14 protein-coding genes are annotated in these 18,693 nt (G+C 67.0%); 9 read left to right on the top strand and 5 right to left on the bottom strand.

Features of this window, described 5'->3' with window-relative positions; translation table 11 throughout:
• Positions 1-126: 126 nt before the first annotated feature.
• Together ACTIFF_RS12570 and ACTIFF_RS12565 are read left to right on the top strand one after the other, a co-directional pair.
• Positions 127-1,323 carry an MFS transporter gene (locus ACTIFF_RS12570; protein ID WP_439537131.1) on the top strand — a complete coding sequence of 399 codons (1,197 nt, stop codon included), beginning with the start codon at positions 127-129 and terminating at the stop codon, positions 1,321-1,323.
• Positions 1,324-1,392: 69 nt separating this feature from the next.
• The gene (locus tag ACTIFF_RS12565; RefSeq protein WP_439537130.1) at positions 1,393-1,827 is read left to right on the top strand and encodes a hypothetical protein; all 435 of its coding nucleotides are present in this window, start codon (positions 1,393-1,395) and stop codon (positions 1,825-1,827) included.
• Positions 1,828-1,844: 17 nt separating this feature from the next.
• Here ACTIFF_RS12565 and ACTIFF_RS12560 read toward each other — a convergent pair whose 3' ends face one another.
• The 5 genes from ACTIFF_RS12560 to msrA all read right to left on the bottom strand — a co-directional run bounded on the left by ACTIFF_RS12560 (position 1,845) and on the right by msrA (position 11,237).
• The gene (locus tag ACTIFF_RS12560) at positions 1,845-4,232 is read right to left on the bottom strand and encodes a CHASE domain-containing protein (protein ID WP_439537129.1); all 2,388 of its coding nucleotides are present in this window, start codon (positions 4,230-4,232) and stop codon (positions 1,845-1,847) included.
• 156 nt (positions 4,233-4,388) lie between these two features.
• Complete coding sequence (locus tag ACTIFF_RS12555; protein WP_439537128.1) at positions 4,389-8,393, bottom strand: translocation/assembly module TamB domain-containing protein; 4,005 nt, start codon at positions 8,391-8,393, stop codon at positions 4,389-4,391.
• Positions 8,393-10,225, bottom strand: a complete 1,833-nt coding sequence (locus ACTIFF_RS12550) for an autotransporter assembly complex protein TamA (RefSeq protein WP_439537127.1) — start codon at positions 10,223-10,225, stop codon at positions 8,393-8,395. Before ACTIFF_RS12550 ends, ACTIFF_RS12555 begins: the two co-directional genes overlap by 1 nt.
• Entirely contained in the window at positions 10,226-10,570 is a 345-nt protein-coding gene (locus ACTIFF_RS12545) for an FKBP-type peptidyl-prolyl cis-trans isomerase (RefSeq protein WP_257082421.1), read from the bottom strand.
• A 112-nt stretch (positions 10,571-10,682) separates the two neighbouring features.
• Positions 10,683-11,237: a peptide-methionine (S)-S-oxide reductase MsrA gene (gene msrA / locus ACTIFF_RS12540; RefSeq protein WP_439537126.1), complete on the bottom strand. Its 555-nt coding sequence runs from the start codon at positions 11,235-11,237 to the stop codon at positions 10,683-10,685.
• Between the two features lie 271 nt (positions 11,238-11,508).
• Here msrA and ACTIFF_RS12535 point away from each other — a divergent pair, with 271 nt between their 5' ends.
• The 7 genes from ACTIFF_RS12535 to ACTIFF_RS12505 all read left to right on the top strand — a co-directional run.
• Positions 11,509-12,528: an AAA family ATPase gene (locus ACTIFF_RS12535; protein ID WP_305632133.1), complete on the top strand. Its 1,020-nt coding sequence runs from the start codon at positions 11,509-11,511 to the stop codon at positions 12,526-12,528.
• A 25-nt stretch (positions 12,529-12,553) separates the two neighbouring features.
• On the top strand, positions 12,554-13,405 hold the full coding sequence (locus ACTIFF_RS12530; protein WP_439537125.1) for a DUF58 domain-containing protein: 852 nt from the start codon (positions 12,554-12,556) through the stop codon (positions 13,403-13,405).
• Position 13,406: 1 nt separating this feature from the next.
• Complete coding sequence (locus ACTIFF_RS12525; RefSeq protein WP_439537124.1) at positions 13,407-14,369, top strand: nonribosomal peptide synthetase MxaA; 963 nt, start codon at positions 13,407-13,409, stop codon at positions 14,367-14,369.
• On the top strand, positions 14,366-15,403 hold the full coding sequence (locus ACTIFF_RS12520) for a vWA domain-containing protein (RefSeq protein WP_439537123.1): 1,038 nt from the start codon (positions 14,366-14,368) through the stop codon (positions 15,401-15,403). Before ACTIFF_RS12525 ends, ACTIFF_RS12520 begins: the two co-directional genes overlap by 4 nt.
• Complete coding sequence (locus tag ACTIFF_RS12515; protein WP_439537122.1) at positions 15,400-15,939, top strand: MxaK protein; 540 nt, start codon at positions 15,400-15,402, stop codon at positions 15,937-15,939. The genes ACTIFF_RS12520 and ACTIFF_RS12515 overlap by 4 nt, the downstream gene beginning before the upstream one ends.
• Positions 15,936-16,919, top strand: a complete 984-nt coding sequence (locus ACTIFF_RS12510; RefSeq protein ID WP_439537121.1) for a VWA domain-containing protein — start codon at positions 15,936-15,938, stop codon at positions 16,917-16,919. The genes ACTIFF_RS12515 and ACTIFF_RS12510 overlap by 4 nt, the downstream gene beginning before the upstream one ends.
• A gap of 308 nt (positions 16,920-17,227) precedes the next feature.
• On the top strand, positions 17,228-18,693 hold a 1,466-nt coding region (locus tag ACTIFF_RS12505; RefSeq protein ID WP_439537120.1), incomplete at its 3' end, for a PQQ-dependent dehydrogenase, methanol/ethanol family.

The following is an 18,693-nucleotide window of genomic DNA, read 5'->3' as shown; positions in this document are numbered from 1 at the left end:
GCAAGGTACAAGGTGCAAGGTTCAAGGGGCAAGAAGACAGCGATGCAATTGAGCGGCACAGTGAACTTCGCGCGGCGGCGCATTTCCTTGTACCTTGCATCTTGAACCTTGCATCTGCCTTTTCCCATGCCCTCCGCCCTGTCTGCCGTGCTGTGTGCCGCCCTGCTGTTGATGGTCACGATGGGCGTGCGCCAATCGTCCGGCCTGTTCATTTCGCCGATCAACACGTCCACCGGTCTGGGCATCGTCAGCCTGAGCCTGGCGCTGGCGATCGGCCAGTTCGTCTGGGGCGCGATACAGCCGGTGGCCGGCGCGGTGGCCGATCGCTACGGGCCGGGCCGTGTATTGGCCACCGGGCTGATCGTGCTGGCGCTGGGCTGCGCGCTCACGCCCTTCATGGACAGCAGCTTCGGCATGATGATGGCGCTCGGCGTGCTGTCGGCGGCCGGCTCCGGCGCCGGCAGTTTTTCGGTGCTGATCGGCGCCGCCTCGCGCAAGCTCGATTCGGCGAAACGCGGCCAGGCCGCCGGCATCATCAACGCCGGCGGCTCGCTCGGCCAGTTCGTGTTTGCGCCACTGGCGCAGAAGCTGATCACCACCGTGGGCTGGATGGGGGCGATGTATGCGCTGGCCATCGCAGCACTGGCCGCGCTGCCGCTGGCGCGCGCCCTGCGCGCACGCGAGCCGGTGGTCAGTCACGCCGCGTCCGATGGCAGCGGCGGCCTGCGCCATGCGGTGCGCGATGCGCTGCGTGACCGCAGCTACCTGCTGCTGCACGCTGGCTTCTTCACCTGCGGTTTTCACATTGCCTTCCTGATCACCCACCTGCCGGGCGAGGTCGGGTTGTGCGGCCTGCCGGCCGAAGTGGCGAGCACTGCACTGGCGCTGATCGGGCTGGCCAACATCGCCGGCAGCCTGCTGGCCGGCTGGGCGGTCGGCCGCTGGCGCAGCAAGATGATCCTGTTCTGGATGTACGCGTCGCGTGCGGTACTGGTGTTGATCTACCTGGCGTCGCCGCAGACCGAATGGACCTTCTACCTGTTCGCCATCGGTCTCGGCGTGACCTGGCTGGCCACCGTACCGCCGACCGCCGGCGTGGTCGGCAAGCTGTTCGGCACGCGCTATCTTGCGACGTTGTTCGGCCTCACGCTGCTGTCGCACCAGATCGGCGGCTTCTTCGGCGCCTGGCTGGGCGGGCTGGCGCTCGCGCACACCGGCAACTACCTGTGGATGTGGTATGCCGATGCGCTGCTGGCGGCGATCGCAGCGCTGGTCAACCTGCCGATCCGCGAGGCGCGCATGCATTCGGCGGCCGCGGCGTAGGCGGATGCCGATGGCGGGATGGCCGGTCATGCACGACAATGGTGCGATGACGAAAAAGGGAGAACACGGATGAAACTGCTCGGCGCACTTGGAATACTGGTGATGGGCCTGCTCGCCGCCTTCGTGATCGCCAACTGGAGCGTGCTGGTCATGCCGGTCGAGGTGTCGCTGCTGGTGGCGACGATCAACGCACCGGCCGGCATCATCCTGCTCGGTGCCACGACCTTGCTGCTGGTGCTGCTCGGCGCCTATACGCTGACGCTGCACACGTCCACCCTGCTCGAAGCACGCCGTCATGCCAAGGAACTGCGCGAGCAGCGCTTGCTGGCGGATCAGGCCGAGGCGTCGCGCTTCACCGAACTGAACGCCGCGATGCAGAAGGAATTCGCCGAACTGCGCGCGGCCATGCAGCAGACGACGGCCGAATCGGTGAATTCGCTTGCGGCGGCCATCGGTGAGGTCGAAGACAAGCTGGACCGCAGCCTGGGCGAACGTCGCACCTGACGCCGCACGCCACCCGCTCAGGCGTGGCCGTGCTGGTACAGCGTGAAGCCGTTGCGGCCCGACTGCTTGGTGCGGTACATCGCGGTGTCTGCGCGCTGCAGCACGTCTTCAAGTTCAACGCCGTGATCGGGAAAAAGTGCAATCCCGATGCTCGGCGTGATGGTCAGCGTCAGTTCCGTCACGTCCATCGGCACCGACAGTGCGTGCACGATCTTGCGGGCGGATTCGCAGGCGGCTTCTGCGTCGTCGACCTCTTCGAGCAGCACGACGAACTCGTCACCGCCCAATCGCGCCGCCGTATCGGTGCCGCGCACGGTCGCCAGCAAACGCCCGGCGACCATGCGCAACACTGCATCGCCAGCGTGATGGCCGAGATTGTCGTTGATGTCCTTGAAACGATCGAGGTCGATCATGAGCAATGCGGTTCGCAATCCGCTGCGCTTTGACCGTTCGACCGAGCGCTCGAAGCGTTCGGTCAGCAGCAGTCGGTTCGGCAGTCCGGTCAGGGTGTCGTGGTGCGCCAGTCGGCGGACATACGATTCGGTGCGCCGGCGCTCGGTGATGTCGTAGGCGAAACCGATGTAGCCATGAATGTCACCGAGCGCATCGCGCAATGCATTGATTGCCAGATTGACGGGGACTTGTGTACCGTCCTTGCGCACATAGGTCCATTCCCGCTCATCCACATCGCCTTCGCGCACCGGCAGCACGAACACCTCGAAACCGCGCACCGGCACTCCCTTTTCGGCCGTCAGCTGCGCGCTGCGCTGATGTATTTCGGTGTCCAGATGCAGCAATTCCGGCGTGGCAACGCCCACCAGTTCGTGACGCGCATAACCCAGCAGCCGCTCGCCAGCCGGATTGATCGACTGGATGACGCCCGTCGTGTCGGTGGCGATCACGCAAAAAGGTGCGTGCTCCAGAATAGCCTGATTGAGCAGGTCGGATTCGCGCGCCGCACGCTGCGCGTCGAGCAGTTCCGTCAGGTCGGTCGCCATGATGATGAGGCGCAGGCCTTCGGATTGCTCTTCTGTTGACGTGATCGCCAGCTCTATCGTGCGAGCGCCAACGGTTGCATGCACGGCGCTTACGTTGCAGCGAAGAAGCCGCCGGTCGCCATGACGGATGTCGCGCAGCTGCCGTTCCAGCGTCACGTCGCCGTGACTCGAAAAGAGCTGTGTCAGTGGCATGCCTTGCAGCAAACCGGCTTCGATGCCGAGCATGTCGCCGATGGCCGGGTTCGCACTGAGCACACGCGACGCCGATGTGGCGTCGCAGATCAGGATACCTTCCGCGCTCGCCTCGATGACCGAGCGCATGCGCGCTTCGCTTTCGCGATGGGCGACCGACATGCGATGTGCCAGATTTTCGGCCCGGCTGCGCAGACCGAGTAGCGCCGCCAGCGTGCTGCACAACAGCACGGTCAGTCCCAGACCGGCGGCCGCGGCCAGATTGGCCTTGCTCGCCGGCGCGGCCACGTCAAACGCCGGCAGGGTCGAAAAGCGCAAGGTCCAGCGGTGCATGCCAACTTCGATCGGGCGCGTCTCGACGAAGCTCGGCGTGTAGGCCGCAAGATTCTTGAGCACGGCCCGACGACGCTCGAACAGCAGTGCCGATTCATCAGTGGCCCTGCCATCGAACAGCTCGACCACCATGTCGGCGGCGCGGTCACCGAGCGCCGCCTGAACCAGATCATTCATGCGGAATGGCGAATAGACGAAACCGCGCAGCGCCGCCCGATGTGCCTCGACCGTATGCAAGCCGCGCGACGTTCGATAAACAGGCACATACATCAGCGCCCCTGGCCGGGGTGCTGCGCTGTCCTGCACCAGCGTGACCGCCCCCGACAGTGCGGCCTTGCCGCTGTCAGCCGCACGATCCATCGCCGCACGACGCACCGGCTCCGAATACATGTCGTAACCGATCGCATCGAGATTGGTGCCCACCTCCGGTTCGAGGTACACGATGGAGGTCAGCATGTCGCGATCGCCGGGCGGCCGGATGGCATAGCCGGGTCGCCCCGTTTCACGCAGCGCCGCTTCGTGCGCGACGCGCTCCGCAGGGGTCAGCATCTGTGCAAAACCGAAACCCTTGAGCCCGGGAAAGCGGGTATCGAGTTGCACGCTGTCGGCAAATGCCCGCCAATCTTCGCGCGTGACATCCGACGAGGCGGAAAACAGCGCAGCCCCTGCCCACAACAATTGTTCGTAGTCGGCCATGGCTTCGGTCAGCGCCCGTTCCGCCTCAGCCGCGCTGCGATCAAAACGGGTTTGCGCCTGCGCCTGTTCCTGCGCATGCAGGGTGTGCCACGCCATCCACGATAGCGTCGCGCCAGTGATGCCGGTCAGCAGCAGCACCGTAAGGGTGGACGAGCGCAACCCGCGGGCAGGAGAAGAGAAATTCATCTAGCGGTCAATCCGGAGCCAGCACTCAGCACTGATTTAAACCAAAAAACATAACACTTTGGTTTACGTGCGTCGATCACCAGACTTTAGTCACGCATCAAACAATTGATGGTTATCGGCTTCGATGTACCGTCTCGGCCGCAGTGCGGAAAACGGTCACTTGAAGGAAAAAACGTAGCGCACATCGACCGCCTGCTCGGTGCCGGTGCTGCCGATCAGCGCGAGATGGCGCGTCAGTGTCCAGGTCAGCTTGACCACGCTGGTCGCGCCGGCCACACCCTGTTCGTACGACAGCAGCGCATTGTTGGTCAGCCGCTTGCCGACGCTGACCACCTGGCCGCCGACCGTCGTGCTGCTGCGCTGCGAACTGCTGACCACCTGACTGCGCGGACCGCTGGCGATCGAACTCTGGGTCAGGGCGATCTGGTCCAGACCGAGCGCCTGGGCCAGCGATCCGGTGATGCCTTCGCCCTCGCCGCCCAGCAGCGCGCCGGCGGCGGTCGCCAGCATCGACAAATCGGAGCCGCGGGCGGTTTCCTGGCCGCGGCCGAGCACGATCCACGACAGTTTTTCGGAGTCCGGCATCGCACTGTCGGATACCAGCCGCACGCGCGGCCGCTGCACCGTGCCGCTCACTTCCACGCCGGCCTGCACCGGCAGGTTCGGGCGGATGGCGCGCACGTTCAGCCCCGGATTCGCCAGCGAGCCCTGAAAGCTGACGACGCCGCGTTCGATGTCGAGGTTCTGACCATAGGCGCGATAGCGCCCACCCACCGTGCGGATGTTGCCGGTGGCGCTGATGCCGCGCCCCTGATCGCGCAGCGCCAGCTGGCCGGCCAGCCGCGTATCGAGCCCGCGCCCCTTGAAATAGAGCCGCTCGCCCAGATCGACGTCGATCTGAAGCGCCAGCGGCGGGCCGCTTGCGGCGCCGCCGTTGCGACCTTTCATCACGACGTCGTCGCCGAGCGTCGGCGGCGACTCCTCCGGCACGGTGAACAGCCCGGCATCGGCCGTCAGCGACAGTTGCAGCGCAATGCCGACCTTGGCCGACCCGCGCACGCTGCCATCACCGGACAGCATGAGCCACTGCTCGCCGCCTTGCAGCGGCACGAAGCGGCGCACCTCGATCGCGATGTCGGCTGCCGCCGTGGCCAGATCGACCGTGCCGCGCGCAGCGAGGCGGCCCGGCACCTTCGTCAACGCCGCGGCATTCAGGCGTGGATCGGCCGGCGCGCGCGCATTGGCGCTTTCGAAGCTCAGGCTGTCGAGATTCAGCCGGTCACCGGCGAATTGCGCGCGCAGGCTGCCACGCTCCAGCCGCAGGCCTTCGTCGGCCAACCGGAAGGTCAGGCCGTCGCCGTCGATGCGCCCCGACAGCTCCGGCGCCCGCAGCCGGCCCGCCATCTTCACATTGGCCTTCAGGCTGCCGGCGGTTGTCATGTCGAGCCGCAGCGCGCGACCGATCCAGTTCAGTGTCGGCACCTCAAGCGTGGCCTCGCCGGTGGTCTGCTCATCGAGGTCAGGCAGCCACAGGCTGCCGTCGCGGCGCAGCGGCACGCGCACCGCAGCCTGCAGCTGGCCGACGTCGGGGCCGGCGATGCGTGCCGTGACGGCGGCCGACTGGCCGGCAAAATCGATCTGCGCGCGCGCCTCATCGAAGGCAAGTTCAACCCGGCCTTCACCCGAAATGACCGCGTTGCCGCTTTCGCGGAACACGGCGACCCGGCCGCTCAACCCTTCGCCGCCGGTCAGCGCGGCACCGACCGCCCAGTCGGCACCCAGCTTCAGTGGCGCACGGACTGCGATGCCGGCGTCGCGGTCGCGCCAGACAAGGCGCAGCGGAAAGCCGCGCATGCGGCCGCTGGCATCGAGGTGCTCCGGCGTCCACAGCGTGCGCGCGAGCACCACTTCGCCGCCGCCGGTCAGCGCCAGCGTCGCGTCATCGAGGGCCACGCGCTGCGCCGACGCCGACAGCGACGCCGGGCGAACCAGCGTGGCACTCAGTTCGGGCGACAGCACCAGCGCCAGCTGATCGATGCGCCCGGTCCAGGACGGGCCGTCACCGGATGACACCAGTGCGCCCTGCGCCGCAAGGTCGAGCGACTGGCGCAGCGGCGCATCGCCACGTTCCGCCGGCTGATCGGCGAGTTTCACGCTGACCGACAGGCGGTGTGCCGCGCGCGTGCCATCGATGTCCAGCCGTACCGCCTCGATGGGCGCCGGTGCGGACGGGCTGCGCAGATCGCTCGCCACCAGCTTCAAGGTCATGCGCCCGTCGGCACCGGGCGCAAGTTCGGCACTGACGTCGGCGCTGGCCACGCTGCCCAGCTCACCCAGCTTGAGTGCGCGCGCAGCCAGTGTCAGCGTGCCGAAAGGCGCGTCCAGCGTACCGGCGAGGCGCCCGCTGCCGGAGAGGCGACCAGCCAGTTCCAGCCCGGTGAGCGCACGCAGCGGCGCCAGACGCTGGGCGTCCAGCGACCAGTCGAGCACATCGTCTGCCTTGCCGGCCCGGCCGCCGAAGGCGCCCTGCGCCGCCAGCCGGTTGCCCGCCCAGTCGAGTGCGATGTCGATCCCGGACAGCCGCCGGCCCTGCAGCCGGCCCTTGACCGCACCCGCCAGCGCCTCGCCCATCAGCGTGCTGGGCGCGAAGTCGAGCGCCAGCTGCGCATCGATCTGTGGCTTGATCTGTCCGTCGGCGGAGAATTTCGCCGACAGACGGGCCGCCGGCACGCGCGCGAATGCCGACGGGTCGAATTTCTGCAATTCGCCGGCCAGCCGGAAGGCGAGCGTGTCGTCCAGCTTCAAGGTGCCGGCCAGCGTGGATTCGGCACCGCGCGCCGACACCCGGGCCCGCTCCAGCGTGAGCAGCTGCTGCGCCACATCGCCGCGCGCATCGAGCGCGATGCGGCTGGCGCCGCGATCAGTCAGCGCAATGTCGAATTGCTGGCGCTCGCCCGACGCGCTGATGTCGATGCGACCGCCCAGCTTCGTCGCCAGCCCCTGCCCATGCAGCGCGGCGGCATCCACATCGCGCAGCACCAGCGCCGCGTGCACCGGCAGATCGCCTTCGGCGCGCCAGCCGGCTTCGCCGCGGATGTCGCCGCCGCCGGACATTTCAATCAGCAGGTCGCGCAGATCGACCTGTGTCGGGCTCGCTTCGACCTGTGCCGACAACGCGCTCACCGGCACCCGGTTCTGGTCGATGCGACCGGGTTCACGATTGCGCGCGGTCAGCGGTCCGGTCAGGGAAAGCGCCGCGCCGTCGCGCGACTGCAGATCCGCCTCGACCGTCCAGCGACCGGCCGGAGCGGCGGCGTTCAGGCGCTGCGGATCGAATTCGTCGAGCGCCAGCTTGAGTGCGGTCAGCGGCTGTTCGACGAAGGGCCGGGCAATCACATCGGCCTGACCGGACAGCCCGAAACCTTCGGCGCGCAGCGCGGCGGTGGCGCCGTCGACCAGCGTGCCGCCCAGCGCGGCAGTCGCCGCGTAGTCCGGCCCGGTGAAGGCAAGTTCGCCGGACAGCGCGAACGGCGCGTCGCCGACCAGCGCGAGCGCACCGGCCAGCGCACCCCACGGCGTGGTCACGGCGACCTCGTCCAGTCGGTGCGTCACGCCATCCGAATCGATGGCCGCCGTCACGTTGGTCAGTACGATGCCGTCGACGCTCGGCGTCGCGTAGTCGGCCAGCACGATGCGCGCGATGTCCAGCCTTGCCTTCAGCGCGAGTGGCAACGCGAGACTGGACGGCGTGGTCGGCGGCGCGTCGCTGGATGCGGTGGCAACGCGCACATCCCCGGCCGACAGACGCGCGATGTCGAGCCGGCGATCGAACAGCGCCGCAGCCGGCGCCCAGTCGAGCGCCAGCGATGTGATCTCGGCGCGAAGCGTGCCGTCGTCGTAGATCACTTCAGCCAGCCGCGGCGCCGTCCACAGGCTGCCGGATTCGACCTTGACCGATTGCAGTGCCGGCACCGCCCACTGCGCGCCGGCCGCGATGGTGCGCAGGCCGCCCGCAGTCGTCAGCAGCCAGTACAGCAGCAGAAAGGGCAGCGCGATCAGCGCGACGTCGGTCAGTGCGATGCCGGTGCCGCGCACGCGGCTGCGCGCGCGCAGGCTGCGGCGCGGCGTCACGGGTTGCGGGGCTTGATCGGGCGCGTTCATCAGAAGGCAATCGCCAACGAAAAGTGAGGTCGCCAGCTCTGTTCGCGTTCACCGTAGGCGATGTCGAACGCGATCGGGCCGGCCGGCGAACGCCAGCGCACACCTGCACCAGCGCCGTAGGCGAAGTCGAAATCCTTGCGGCTGTCGGTGGCGTCGCCCGCGTCGACAAACACCGCGCTGCCCCACTGATGCGACCACCAGTGCACGTACTCGGCACTGAGCACGCCGAGCACGCGGCCACCCACGATGGCGTTGCCTTCGCGCACGCCGAGCTTCAGGTAGTCGTAGCCGCGCACCGAATTCGAGCCGCCGGCCCGGAACAGGAAATCCTGCGGCAGCGCGTCGGCCTTGCCGCTGGTCAGGCCGGCTTCGCCGCGCAGGATGATCTGGTCGCGTTCGCCGACCGGTATGAACCACTGCCCTTTCATATAGGTACGCAGGAAATTGGTGTCGGACAGCAGTCCTTCGACACCGCCACCGATCTGCGCGTTGAGCACCCAGCCACTGCGCGGATCGAACAGGTCATCGACCTCGCGCCAGGTCCAGGAGGTGTTCAGTGCCAGCGACTTCTGCGTACGGGTGACCAGACCGTCGATTTCGCGCTGTTCACGCTGCAGGCTGATCGAATGGCGGATTTCGATGTTGCCGCGAATGCGCGCGCGTACCGCGCCGATGCCAACGCGCTTGGTCACCAGGTCCTGGATGTCGGCGTTCTCGGCCAACGCGCCGAAACTGTCACGGTAGCCATCGGCGGCCGGCGGCAGCAGCACGTCGGCGAAGGCGATCTGGCGCAACTGTTCGAGACGCACGGCGGTATTGAACAGCCAGGAGCGTTTGAACAGATTGTTGTCCGACCAGCCCACCTCGGCGCGATAGCCGGTGTTGCTGCTCAGGCCGGCACCGAACGACAGACGGCGCGAACTGGCTTCGGCCACGGCGATGCGCACCGGTGTGGCCGCGGCCGCGGCCGGATCACGATCGACGCTGATCTGCGCCGAACCGAAGTAGGGCGACGACAGCAAAGCGCGTTCGAACGCCAGCAGGGCGTCGGTGGAATACGGGTCGCCGGCCCGCACGGTCGAATAGCGGCGCACCAGATCAAGGTCATGCAACGCCAGCCCGGTCGCCTCGATATCACCGAAACGGAAAGCCGGACCACTGTCGAGCCGCAGCCGCAAGTCGACCCGGGCGGCGACGGCATCCACCTCGGCCTGGCTTTCGATGAGCGCGCCCGCGGCATAGTCACGCGAGGTCAGCGCGTCGAGCAGGTTCTGCTTGGCCGATGACCAGTCGGACTGGCGGAACGGCTGCCCCTCGGCCAGGCGCCAGCTGCGGCGCAGTTCGTCGCGTCGCTCGGCGCGTTCGGCTTCGGCATCGGCCACCGCCCCCTCGAACTCGATGTCGACACGGCCGATGACCGCGCGCGGCCCCGGTTCGATGACCAGTGCGGGCGGGTCGCCGTCGATCTCGACCGACGGCGTGAAATAGCCTTCGGTCGACAGCAGTTCGGTCACCTCGCGCCGCACCCGGCGCAGCAGCCGGCGCTGCGCACGTTCGTCGGTCAGCGCCTCGCGCAGCACCAGCGAGCGCGCGTGACGTTCGAGCATGTCGTTCACGTCGTCGGGCAGTGCGTTCGGACGCAACGGCAGGCGACCGAAAGCCGCTGCGGGCGAGTCGTCGTCCGGCAGCCGCTCCCGCATGTCATCGACCACCGCGGCATCGTCAACAGCCGGCTCGGCGGCACCGACCGGAGACAGGCAGGCGAACAGGCAAAAAAAGGCGGCCAGCGGCCAGCGCGTGAACCGGCCGCGCAGTTGCAGGAGCCTGTGCAATCAGCCCGCGCTCAACAGCTCGACCTCAAAAACTAGGGTGGCATTCGGCGGAATGACACCGCCGGCACCGCGCGCGCCGTAGCCCAGATGCGGGGGAATGGTCAGCTTGCGCACGCCGCCTTCCTTCATGCCCGCCACGCCTTCATCCCAGCCGCCGATGACCTGGCCGGCGCCCAGATTGAAACCGAAGGGCTGCTTGCGGTCCTTGCTCGAGTCGAACTTCTTGCCGTCCGTCAGCCAGCCCGTGTAATGCACGCTGACCCGCTGGCCGGCAACCGCTTCGGCGCCGCTGCCCGGGGTGATGTCTTCGATGATGAGACCGCTTTCGGTGGTGATGGCAGACATTTTTCGTTCCGTTGGTTGAATTGAAAGGTCGCAGTTTACCCGGCTGACGCGCCGGTCACCGCTGTCGGGGACTGTTGGCACGCAATCGCGCGCCGCCGACTGCGATCGACGGTCAGCAGACCCGTGTCTTGACGCGCGTCGCGAACAACCGGCGCAACCGGTCGATCTTCGGTGCCACCACGGCCATGCAGTAGGGCTGCATCGGATTGTGGTCGTAGTAACCGACATGCCAGAGCTCGGCCGGCCAGAACGTGACGTCGCCTTCGACCCGGGTGACAATGGGCGCAGCAAAGCGCTGCGCGTCGGTCAGCTGCGCGATGACGTTCCGGGCGGTCGCCGCCTGCACGCCGTCGCGGCAGAAGATCACCGATCGGTACTGGGTGCCGATATCGTTGCCCTGCCGGTCTTCGGTGGTCGGATCGTGCAGCGCGAAAAACACCTCGAGCAACTCGGCAAAGCCGATGATCGACGTATCGAACGCAATGCGCAGCACTTCGGCGTGACCGGTCCGTCCGCCGCACACCTGTTCGTAAGTCGGATTCGGCACCGGACCTCCGGCATACCCCGGTTCGACTTCGATCACGCCTTCGACACGGTTGAACACCGCCTCCAGGCACCAGAAACAGCCGCCGCCCAGCAGGGCGGTTTCGGTCGGTACGGCATTCATCAGCAGGTCCTCCACGGACGGAGCCGCCGGTCGCTCCCGGCTTCTGAAGACGCGCTGCAGCCCGCGGCTGCATTCGCCCATCCATGGATCGACCCGTGACGGAGGCCGAGGTTCATCCGGGCCGCGCAGCGGTCGGTATCTGCATGTATCAGGAGGTCCCACGCCGTTTGCGAAGCACTTGTCCGGCGCGCTGCAACATGCGTCTCACCGGCAAACCTTGTATCGTTCGGGGCAAATCACCCGTCCATAAACGTCGCCGGAACCCAAGTTGATGCTCTCCCAGGAAGCCTTGCAGGACTGGCGCGGCCTTGCGCTGCGCGTTGAAGAAGAGGTGCGTCGCGCCATCGTCGGCCAGGACGACACCCTGCGTCTGATCAATGTGGCGCTGTTCGCCCGCGGCCACGTGCTGCTCGAAGGCGATGTCGGCGTCGGCAAGACGACGGTGCTGCGCGCCTTCGCCCGCGCCATCGGCGGCGACTTCGAGCGCGTCGAAGGCACGGTCGACCTGATGCCCAACGACCTCGTCTATCACACCTATGTAGACAACGAGGGCAAACCGCGCATCGAGCCGGGCCCGCTGCTCCGGCACGGCGAGCGACTCACGACGTTTTTCTTCAATGAAATCAACCGCGCCCGCCCGCAGGTGCAGTCGCTGCTGTTGCGCGCGATGGCCGAACGCACGCTGTCGGCGTTCAATCGCGAATACAGCTTTCCGCACATGACCGTATTCGCCGACCGCAACCGGGTCGAGAAGGAAGAAACCTTCGAACTGGCCTCGGCCGCGCGCGACCGCTTCATGTTCGAACTGCGCATGCTGACGCCGTCGGACGACGACACGCGGCGCGCGCTGGTGTTCGACCCGCGCTTCCACGACACCGATGCGCTGATCGACACGGTGACGCCCGGCGTCGTCGACTGGATGCAGATGAACACCATCGGTGCGGCGATCCAGCGTTCGGTCAGCGCGACCGACGCGCTGCAGCGCTACGCGATGGACATCTGGGCCGCCACCAGCGACCCGGTGAAGTACGGCCTGCAGATCGACGGCGTCGACATGTCGCGCCTGATCCTGGCGGGCGCCAGCCCGCGCGGCATGGGCATGCTGATGCGTGCCGCACGCGTGGTGGCCTGGATGGACGGCCGCGACTACCTGACACCGGAAGACATGCGCGCCGTGCTGCCGTCTACATTGGTGCACCGCGTGTTCTTCACGCCGGTCTATGAACTGCGCCGCGCCGAACTGGCCGATGCGCTGGTATCGCAGATGCTGGAACGGGTTGCCACGCCCTGATCGGGCAACGGGCAAGACCGTCACCATGAACGCTCCGAAAGACTTCCACTACCGCATGCCGCGACGCGTCGGCGGCCAGCGGCCAGGTGCGCATCGCAGCGTGACGGCGGGCAGCGGGCAGGAATTCATCGCCCACCAGACGCTGTTCGACCGGCCGGACCCGCGCCGCCTTGACCTGCGTGCCAGCGTACGCGATCCGGAACAGCGCTGGCTGGTCCGGGTGACGCGCCAGCGCGCCGGCATCCCGGTCTATCTGGTGGCCGACGTATCGGCGTCGATGGCGTTCGGCTCGACCGCCACCAAGCTGGAACGGCTGGCCGAGTTCGCCCGCTCGCTCGGCGATTCTAGTTTTCGCATGGGCGACGCCGTCGGCCTGCTGGCGTTCGACCGCACCGAACGCACCGACCTGATGCTGGCGCCGATGCGCTCGCGCGGCGCCGGCCTGATGATTGCCGATGCGCTGCTGCGCACCCGTGCCGATCAGCCGTCGAGCGCCGGTCTGGCCGAAGCCTGCATGCGCATCGCCGGCCGGCAGGCACTGGTGTTCGTGGCATCCGACTTCCACGCGCCGCTGCCGGAACTGGGCAAGGCGCTCGACCTGCTGTCGCACGCACACGTCGTGCCGCTGGTCATCTGGGACGAAGTGGAGCCGCGTGCACCGGACGGCGACGGCCTGCTTGCGTTGCGCGACATCGAAACAGGTCGCCGTCGCGGACTGTGGTTGCGCCCGGTCATCCGCCGGCGCTGGAAGGACGCTTTCGCACAGCGTCGTGCCGATCTGCAGAAGCTGTTCGCCGACCGCGGCATGCGACCCTTCTACATGACCGGCGCGTTCGATGCGGACGCGCTGTCGCGCTATTTCTTCGAGGCTGTCTGACATGCAACCCACCTACTGGAGACTGCGCCTGCTCAGCCTTGGCGCAGCACTGGCCCTGCTGACGTTCGGCCCCTGTCATGCGCAGGACGCTGCTGCGCCAGCTCAGGCAGCGGCTCGGGAGACCGTGCAGGACGCTCCGCCGGCAGCTCCCCAGGCCGCGGCACTGTCGATCGCGCCCGATGTGCAGCCGCTGCGGCCGTTCGGCCACGTCATCGGCGACGTCATCACCCAGCGCGTCGCGCTCGACCACGAAGGTCGCCAGCTGGATCCCGAAGCGTTGCCCGAGCTGGAACGGGTCGGCAACTGGTTCCAGCGGCGCGATGTGCGCATCGAACGCGATGCGGCCGGCCGGCGCTGGCTGGTCATCGACTACCAGATCATCAATGTGCCGGACGAATTGCGGGCGCTCGACCTGCCGGCGCTCGACCTGCCGACGAAAACGCCCGGCGTGCGCCTGGAAACAGGCGTGCTGCCGGTGACCGTCGCGCCGCTGACGCCGGCTGTCGTGCTGGCACGTGCCGGCCTGGAAGAAATGCGGCCGGACGCCGAGGCGCCGCGCATCGACACCGCGTCGCTGGAGCGGCGACTGCATTTCGCGCTGTACGCCGCCGCTGCGCTGGCGGCCGCCTGGCTCGCGCTGTACGTGCTGCGCCAGCTGCGCGCGCGCAACAGCCTGCCGTTCACCCGTGCAGCGCGCGACATGCGTCACCTCGACCCGGGATCGACCGCGATCTGGCAACGCCTGCACCGCGCGCTCGACGAAACGGCCGGTCATGTGGTGCGCGGTCACAACCTGGCGTCACTGCTGGCCCGCGCGCCATGGCTGGCGCCGCTGCAGTCCGAGCTCGAACGCTTTTTCGAGGCCTCGCAGAAGCGCTTCTTTGCCGACCACCCGGTCGATGGCCAGGAACCGGCTGCACTGTGTGCGCGCGTGGCCAGGCTCGAACGGCAGGCGCTGGCATGAACGATGCGGTGAATGGTCTGCTTGGTGGCCTTTTTGGCGGACTCGAATTCGCGTCGCCGCTGTGGCTGCTCGCGCTGCCGCTGGCCCTGCTGCCGCTGTGGCCGCGGCGTCGCCATACGCTCGATTACGCCTGCATCGACTGGCTGCCACGCGATCGCCTGGGCGATGCGCTGCTGCGCGGCGGGCGCATTGCGGCGGCGCTCGCCATGCTGGCCGCCATCATCGGTGTGGCCGGCATCGGCCAGCCGGCCACCGAGCTGCAGCGCACCGGTCGCGGCGCCGAAATCGCCATCGTGCTCGACCGCAGCCGCAGCATGGATGAACCCCTGGTGCCCAAGGGCCGGCAGCCGGTCATCGACTCGTCGCACGAATCCAAGGGCAAGGTGGCGCGCCGGCTGCTCAGCGATTTCGCGCAACGGCGACCGGAAGACCGCTACGCGCTGCTGCTGTTCAGCTCGACGCCGATGGCAGTGGTGTCGTTCACACAGCACGGCGACGTGGTGCAGGCGGCGATCGAAGCCGGCGGCATCGGCCGCGGCCTGTCGGAAACCGACATCGGTCGCGCCCTGCTGGCAGGGGCCGAACAGTTCGAGCGGCGCGCCTACTCGGGCAGCCGCATCCTGCTGCTGGTATCGGACGGCGCTGCCCAGGTCGATCCCGACATGCGCGAACGCATCACCCGCGCGCTGAACAAGAACCGGGTCGCGGTGTACTGGGTATTCATCCGCTCCGCCCTCAGCCAGGGACTGAACGGCGACCCGGACGACGGCAACATGCCGGAGGCAGCGCTGCACGCCTTCCTGAAATCGACCGGCGTGCCCTATCAGGCTTTCGAAGCCGAAGACCCCGAAGCGGTCAAGCAGGCGGTGGCCGAGGTCGACCGCCAGCAGAACCTGCCACTCGACTACGCAGAACGCATTCCGCGCCGCGACTTCTCGGCCTGGTTCTTCGCGCTGGCACTGCTGGCCGGCGCCCTCGCGCTGGCCAGTCGCCTGCTGACGAGACCGGCCTGGACACAGGACCTTCCATCATGAAACTTCGCCAGGCGGGCACGCCGCTCGTCATCCTGCTCGTGTTGAGCCTGCTGTTTTCGGCCTACGAAGCCTACCGGCTGTCGCAGGCGCGCGACTTCAACCGTCTGCTCACCACGGCCGTCGATGCCGCGGCCATGCAGACCACGCCGGAAGCGGAATTCGCCCGCGCCCTGTCACTGGCCGCGCGCAACGACTACGAAGGTGCCGTACGTGCCTACAAGACGCTGTCGCGCGCGACCGAGGGTGCGCTGCTGGAGGCGGTGCTGTACAACCTCGGCAACCTGCATCTGCGCGAGGCGCTGAAGTACGGCCCGGAGGAAATCGGCCGTTCGCTGCCGCTGGCTGAACTGGCCAAGACCAGCTATCGCGAACTGCTGCAGCGCAATCCGCACCACTGGGACGCGAAGTACAACCTCGAACGCACGCTGCGTCTCGCCCCCGAGCGCGAGGAGGTGCTGACGGAAGCGCCGCCGCTGCCGCAGAACAGCGAGCGCGCGGTGACGACGATGAAGGCCTTCACGCTGGGGCTGCCATGATGTTTTCGCCTGCGGTGCTGCTGGCCCGCGCGCGCAGCGCGCACGCGCTGCCGCTCAGTCTGGCGGCGCTGCTGTTTGCGGTCGCCGTCGCGCTGCCGCCGCTGCCGCTGCCCGGTCGCAGCTATCACCACATGGTCGTGATGGACATCACGCAGAGCATGAATACGCGGGATTACGAACTCGACGGCAAACCGGTCAGCCGGCTCGACTACGCCAAGCACAGTCTCGGCCAGTCGTTGCGCACCCTGCCCTGCGGTTCGCGCATCGGCTGGGGGGTGTTTTCGGAGTACCGCCTGCTGGCGCTGATGACGCCGGTCGAAGTGTGCGGCAACTATCACGAACTGCTGGCGACGCTGGCCAATATAGATGGCCAGATGTCGTGGGCCGGCGCCAGCGAGGTGTCGAAGGGCCTGTTCTCGTCGATTCGTGCGCTGCGCGACATGGAACAGCCGCCGTCGCTGGTGTTCGTGACCGATGGGCATGAAGCGCCACCGCTGAATCCGAAGATGCGCCCGTCCTTCGACGGCGAACCGGGGTTGGTGAAGGGCTTGATCGTCGGTACCGGTGGCGCCACGCTGAGCCCGATTCCGAAGCTGGACCTCGATGGCCGGCCGCTCGGCTACTGGAAGGCCGACGAGGTGGTGCAGAGCAATACGGCCTCGCGCGGGCGCAGCGGCAGCGCGGCGCAGGAGACCATGGTCGACGAGTCCGGTCAGGCAATCGAAAGCACGCGGGCCAGCGGCACCGAGCACCTGTCGAACCTGAAGGGCGCACACCTGCGCGATCTGGCCACCCAGACCGGCATGCGCTACGAGGCACTCGCTTCGCCCGACGAACTGGCCGGTGCGCTGGTCGATCCGGCGTTCGCGCGTCAGCAATCGGTGCCCACGGAACTGGGCTGGGTGCCGGCGCTGCTCGGACTGCTGTGCCTCGCCTGGGCCTACCGACCCGACCTCCGTCCGCCACGCCCTGCGGCGTGACGCAGCGATTCGCTGCGCTGTCGGGCGGCGATGCATCATGCAACAGTCCGTCTCGCGGGTCCGGCTGAACGCGACTTTTTGCCCCCGCCCGGACCAACCCGGGAAAACGCTATCTATTTGACGGGGAAGACTTCCCAATCGACGGGAGATGGTTCACCTACCCCGGGGAGAATCTCCTGCCGTTGCAGTTTGCCATGCTATAAAACCCATAACCCGATTGAGGCGAGTCACTTATGACCTCTCGGGCCGGCGGTTGCGTTTCACCCTGCAAAACGCCCCGGTTAATAGATAGCAACAAGGAGAAGCCAATGTCCAACAAGTTCAAGCAAGTGCCGCTGTGGGTGGCCGCGCTCGCAATTCCGGGGACCGCCCTGGCCAACGCCGATGTCGCCAAGCTGATCAAGGACCCGAAGAACTGGGCCATGCAGGCCGGCAACTTCGAGAACCAGCGTTACAGCACGCTGAACCAGATCAACAAGAAGAATGTGAAGGACCTGAAGGTTGCCTGGACCTTCTCGACCGGCGTGCTGCGCGGTCACGAAGGTGGTCCGCTGGTCATCGGCGGCATGCTGTTCGTGCATTCGCCCTTCCCCAACAAGGTGTTCGCGATCGATCTGGAAACCCAGAAGATCGTCTGGAAACACGAGCCGAAACAGGATCCGTCGGTGATTCCGGTGATGTGCTGCGACACGGTCAATCGCGGTCTCGCCTACGCCGAAGGCAAGGTGTTCCTGCAGCAGGCCGACACGACGCTCGTCGCACTCGATGCCAAGACCGGCAAGGTGCTGTGGTCGATCAAGAACGGCAACCCGAAGATCGGCGAAACGAATACCCAGGCGCCGCATGTGTTCAAGGACAAGGTGATCACCGGCATTTCCGGCGGTGAATTCGGTGTCCGTGGCTTCGTGGCGGCCTACGACATCAACACCGGCAAGATGGTCTGGAAGGGTTACAGCACCGGCCCCGACGCCGAAATGCTGATGGACCCGGAAAAGACGATGACCTTCACCAACGGCAAGATGGCGCCGGTGGGCAAGGATTCGTCGCTGAAGAGCTGGCAGGGCGACCAGTGGAAGATCGGTGGCGGTTCGACCTGGGGCTGGTACTCCTATGATCAGGCCGAAAATCTGATGTACTACGGCTCGGGCAACCCCTCGACCTGGAACCCGTCGCAGCGCCCGGGCGACAACAAGTGGTCGATGACCATCTGGGCACGCGATGTCGATACCGGCTGGGTGCGTTGGGCCTACCAGATGACCCCGCACGACGAGTGGGACTTCGACGGCGTGAACGAAATGATCCTTGCCGATATCGACGTGAAGGGCAAGAAGCGCAAGGCGCTCGTGCACTTCGACCGCAACGGCTTCGGCTACACGCTCGACCGCGTGACCGGCGAACTGCTCGTGGCCGAGAAATTCGACCCGAAGGTGAACTGGGCCACGCACGTCGACATGAAGACCGGCCGCCCGCAGGTCGTGGCCAAGTATTCGACGCGGCTGAACGGCGAAGATGTGAACAGCAAGGGCATCTGCCCGGCCGCGCTGGGTTCGAAGGACCAGCAGCCGGCTTCGTTCAACCCGAAGAATGGCCTGTTCTACGTGCCGACGAACCACGTCTGCATGGATTACGAGCCATTCCGTGTTGAATACACCGCCGGTCAGCCGTACGTCGGCGCCACCCTGTCGATGTACCCGGCCCCGGGCAGCCACGGCGGCATGGGCAACTTCATCACCTGGGACGCGGGCAAGGGCAAGATCGTCCAGTCCAAGCCGGA

The sequence above is a fragment of the Methyloversatilis sp. genome, from assembly GCF_051861465.1.
GTDB lineage: Bacteria > Pseudomonadota > Gammaproteobacteria > Burkholderiales > Rhodocyclaceae > Methyloversatilis.
The sequence above is the reverse complement of the archived record's forward strand: the minus strand, read 5'-3'. Positions and strand labels throughout refer to the sequence as shown.

Bases quoted from the DNA above. Each gene is read 5' to 3' on its own strand.
- msrA (WP_439537126.1), bottom strand. From the start codon at position 11,237: ATGAATGCCGTACCGACCGAAACCGCCCTGCTGGGCGGCGGCTGTTTC.
- ACTIFF_RS12570 (WP_439537131.1), top strand. From the start codon at position 127: ATGCCCTCCGCCCTGTCTGCCGTGCTGTGTGCCGCCCTGCTGTTGATG.
- ACTIFF_RS12555 (WP_439537128.1), bottom strand. From the start codon at position 8,393: ATGAACGCGCCCGATCAAGCCCCGCAACCCGTGACGCCGCGCCGCAGC.
- ACTIFF_RS12530 (WP_439537125.1), top strand. From the start codon at position 12,554: ATGAACGCTCCGAAAGACTTCCACTACCGCATGCCGCGACGCGTCGGC.
- ACTIFF_RS12520 (WP_439537123.1), top strand. From the start codon at position 14,366: ATGAACGATGCGGTGAATGGTCTGCTTGGTGGCCTTTTTGGCGGACTC.
- ACTIFF_RS12545 (WP_257082421.1), bottom strand. From the start codon at position 10,570: ATGTCTGCCATCACCACCGAAAGCGGTCTCATCATCGAAGACATCACC.
- ACTIFF_RS12560 (WP_439537129.1), bottom strand. From the start codon at position 4,232: ATGAATTTCTCTTCTCCTGCCCGCGGGTTGCGCTCGTCCACCCTTACG.
- ACTIFF_RS12510 (WP_439537121.1), top strand. From the start codon at position 15,936: ATGATGTTTTCGCCTGCGGTGCTGCTGGCCCGCGCGCGCAGCGCGCAC.
- ACTIFF_RS12525 (WP_439537124.1), top strand. From the start codon at position 13,407: ATGCAACCCACCTACTGGAGACTGCGCCTGCTCAGCCTTGGCGCAGCA.
- ACTIFF_RS12535 (WP_305632133.1), top strand. From the start codon at position 11,509: ATGCTCTCCCAGGAAGCCTTGCAGGACTGGCGCGGCCTTGCGCTGCGC.
- ACTIFF_RS12565 (WP_439537130.1), top strand. From the start codon at position 1,393: ATGAAACTGCTCGGCGCACTTGGAATACTGGTGATGGGCCTGCTCGCC.
- ACTIFF_RS12515 (WP_439537122.1), top strand. From the start codon at position 15,400: ATGAAACTTCGCCAGGCGGGCACGCCGCTCGTCATCCTGCTCGTGTTG.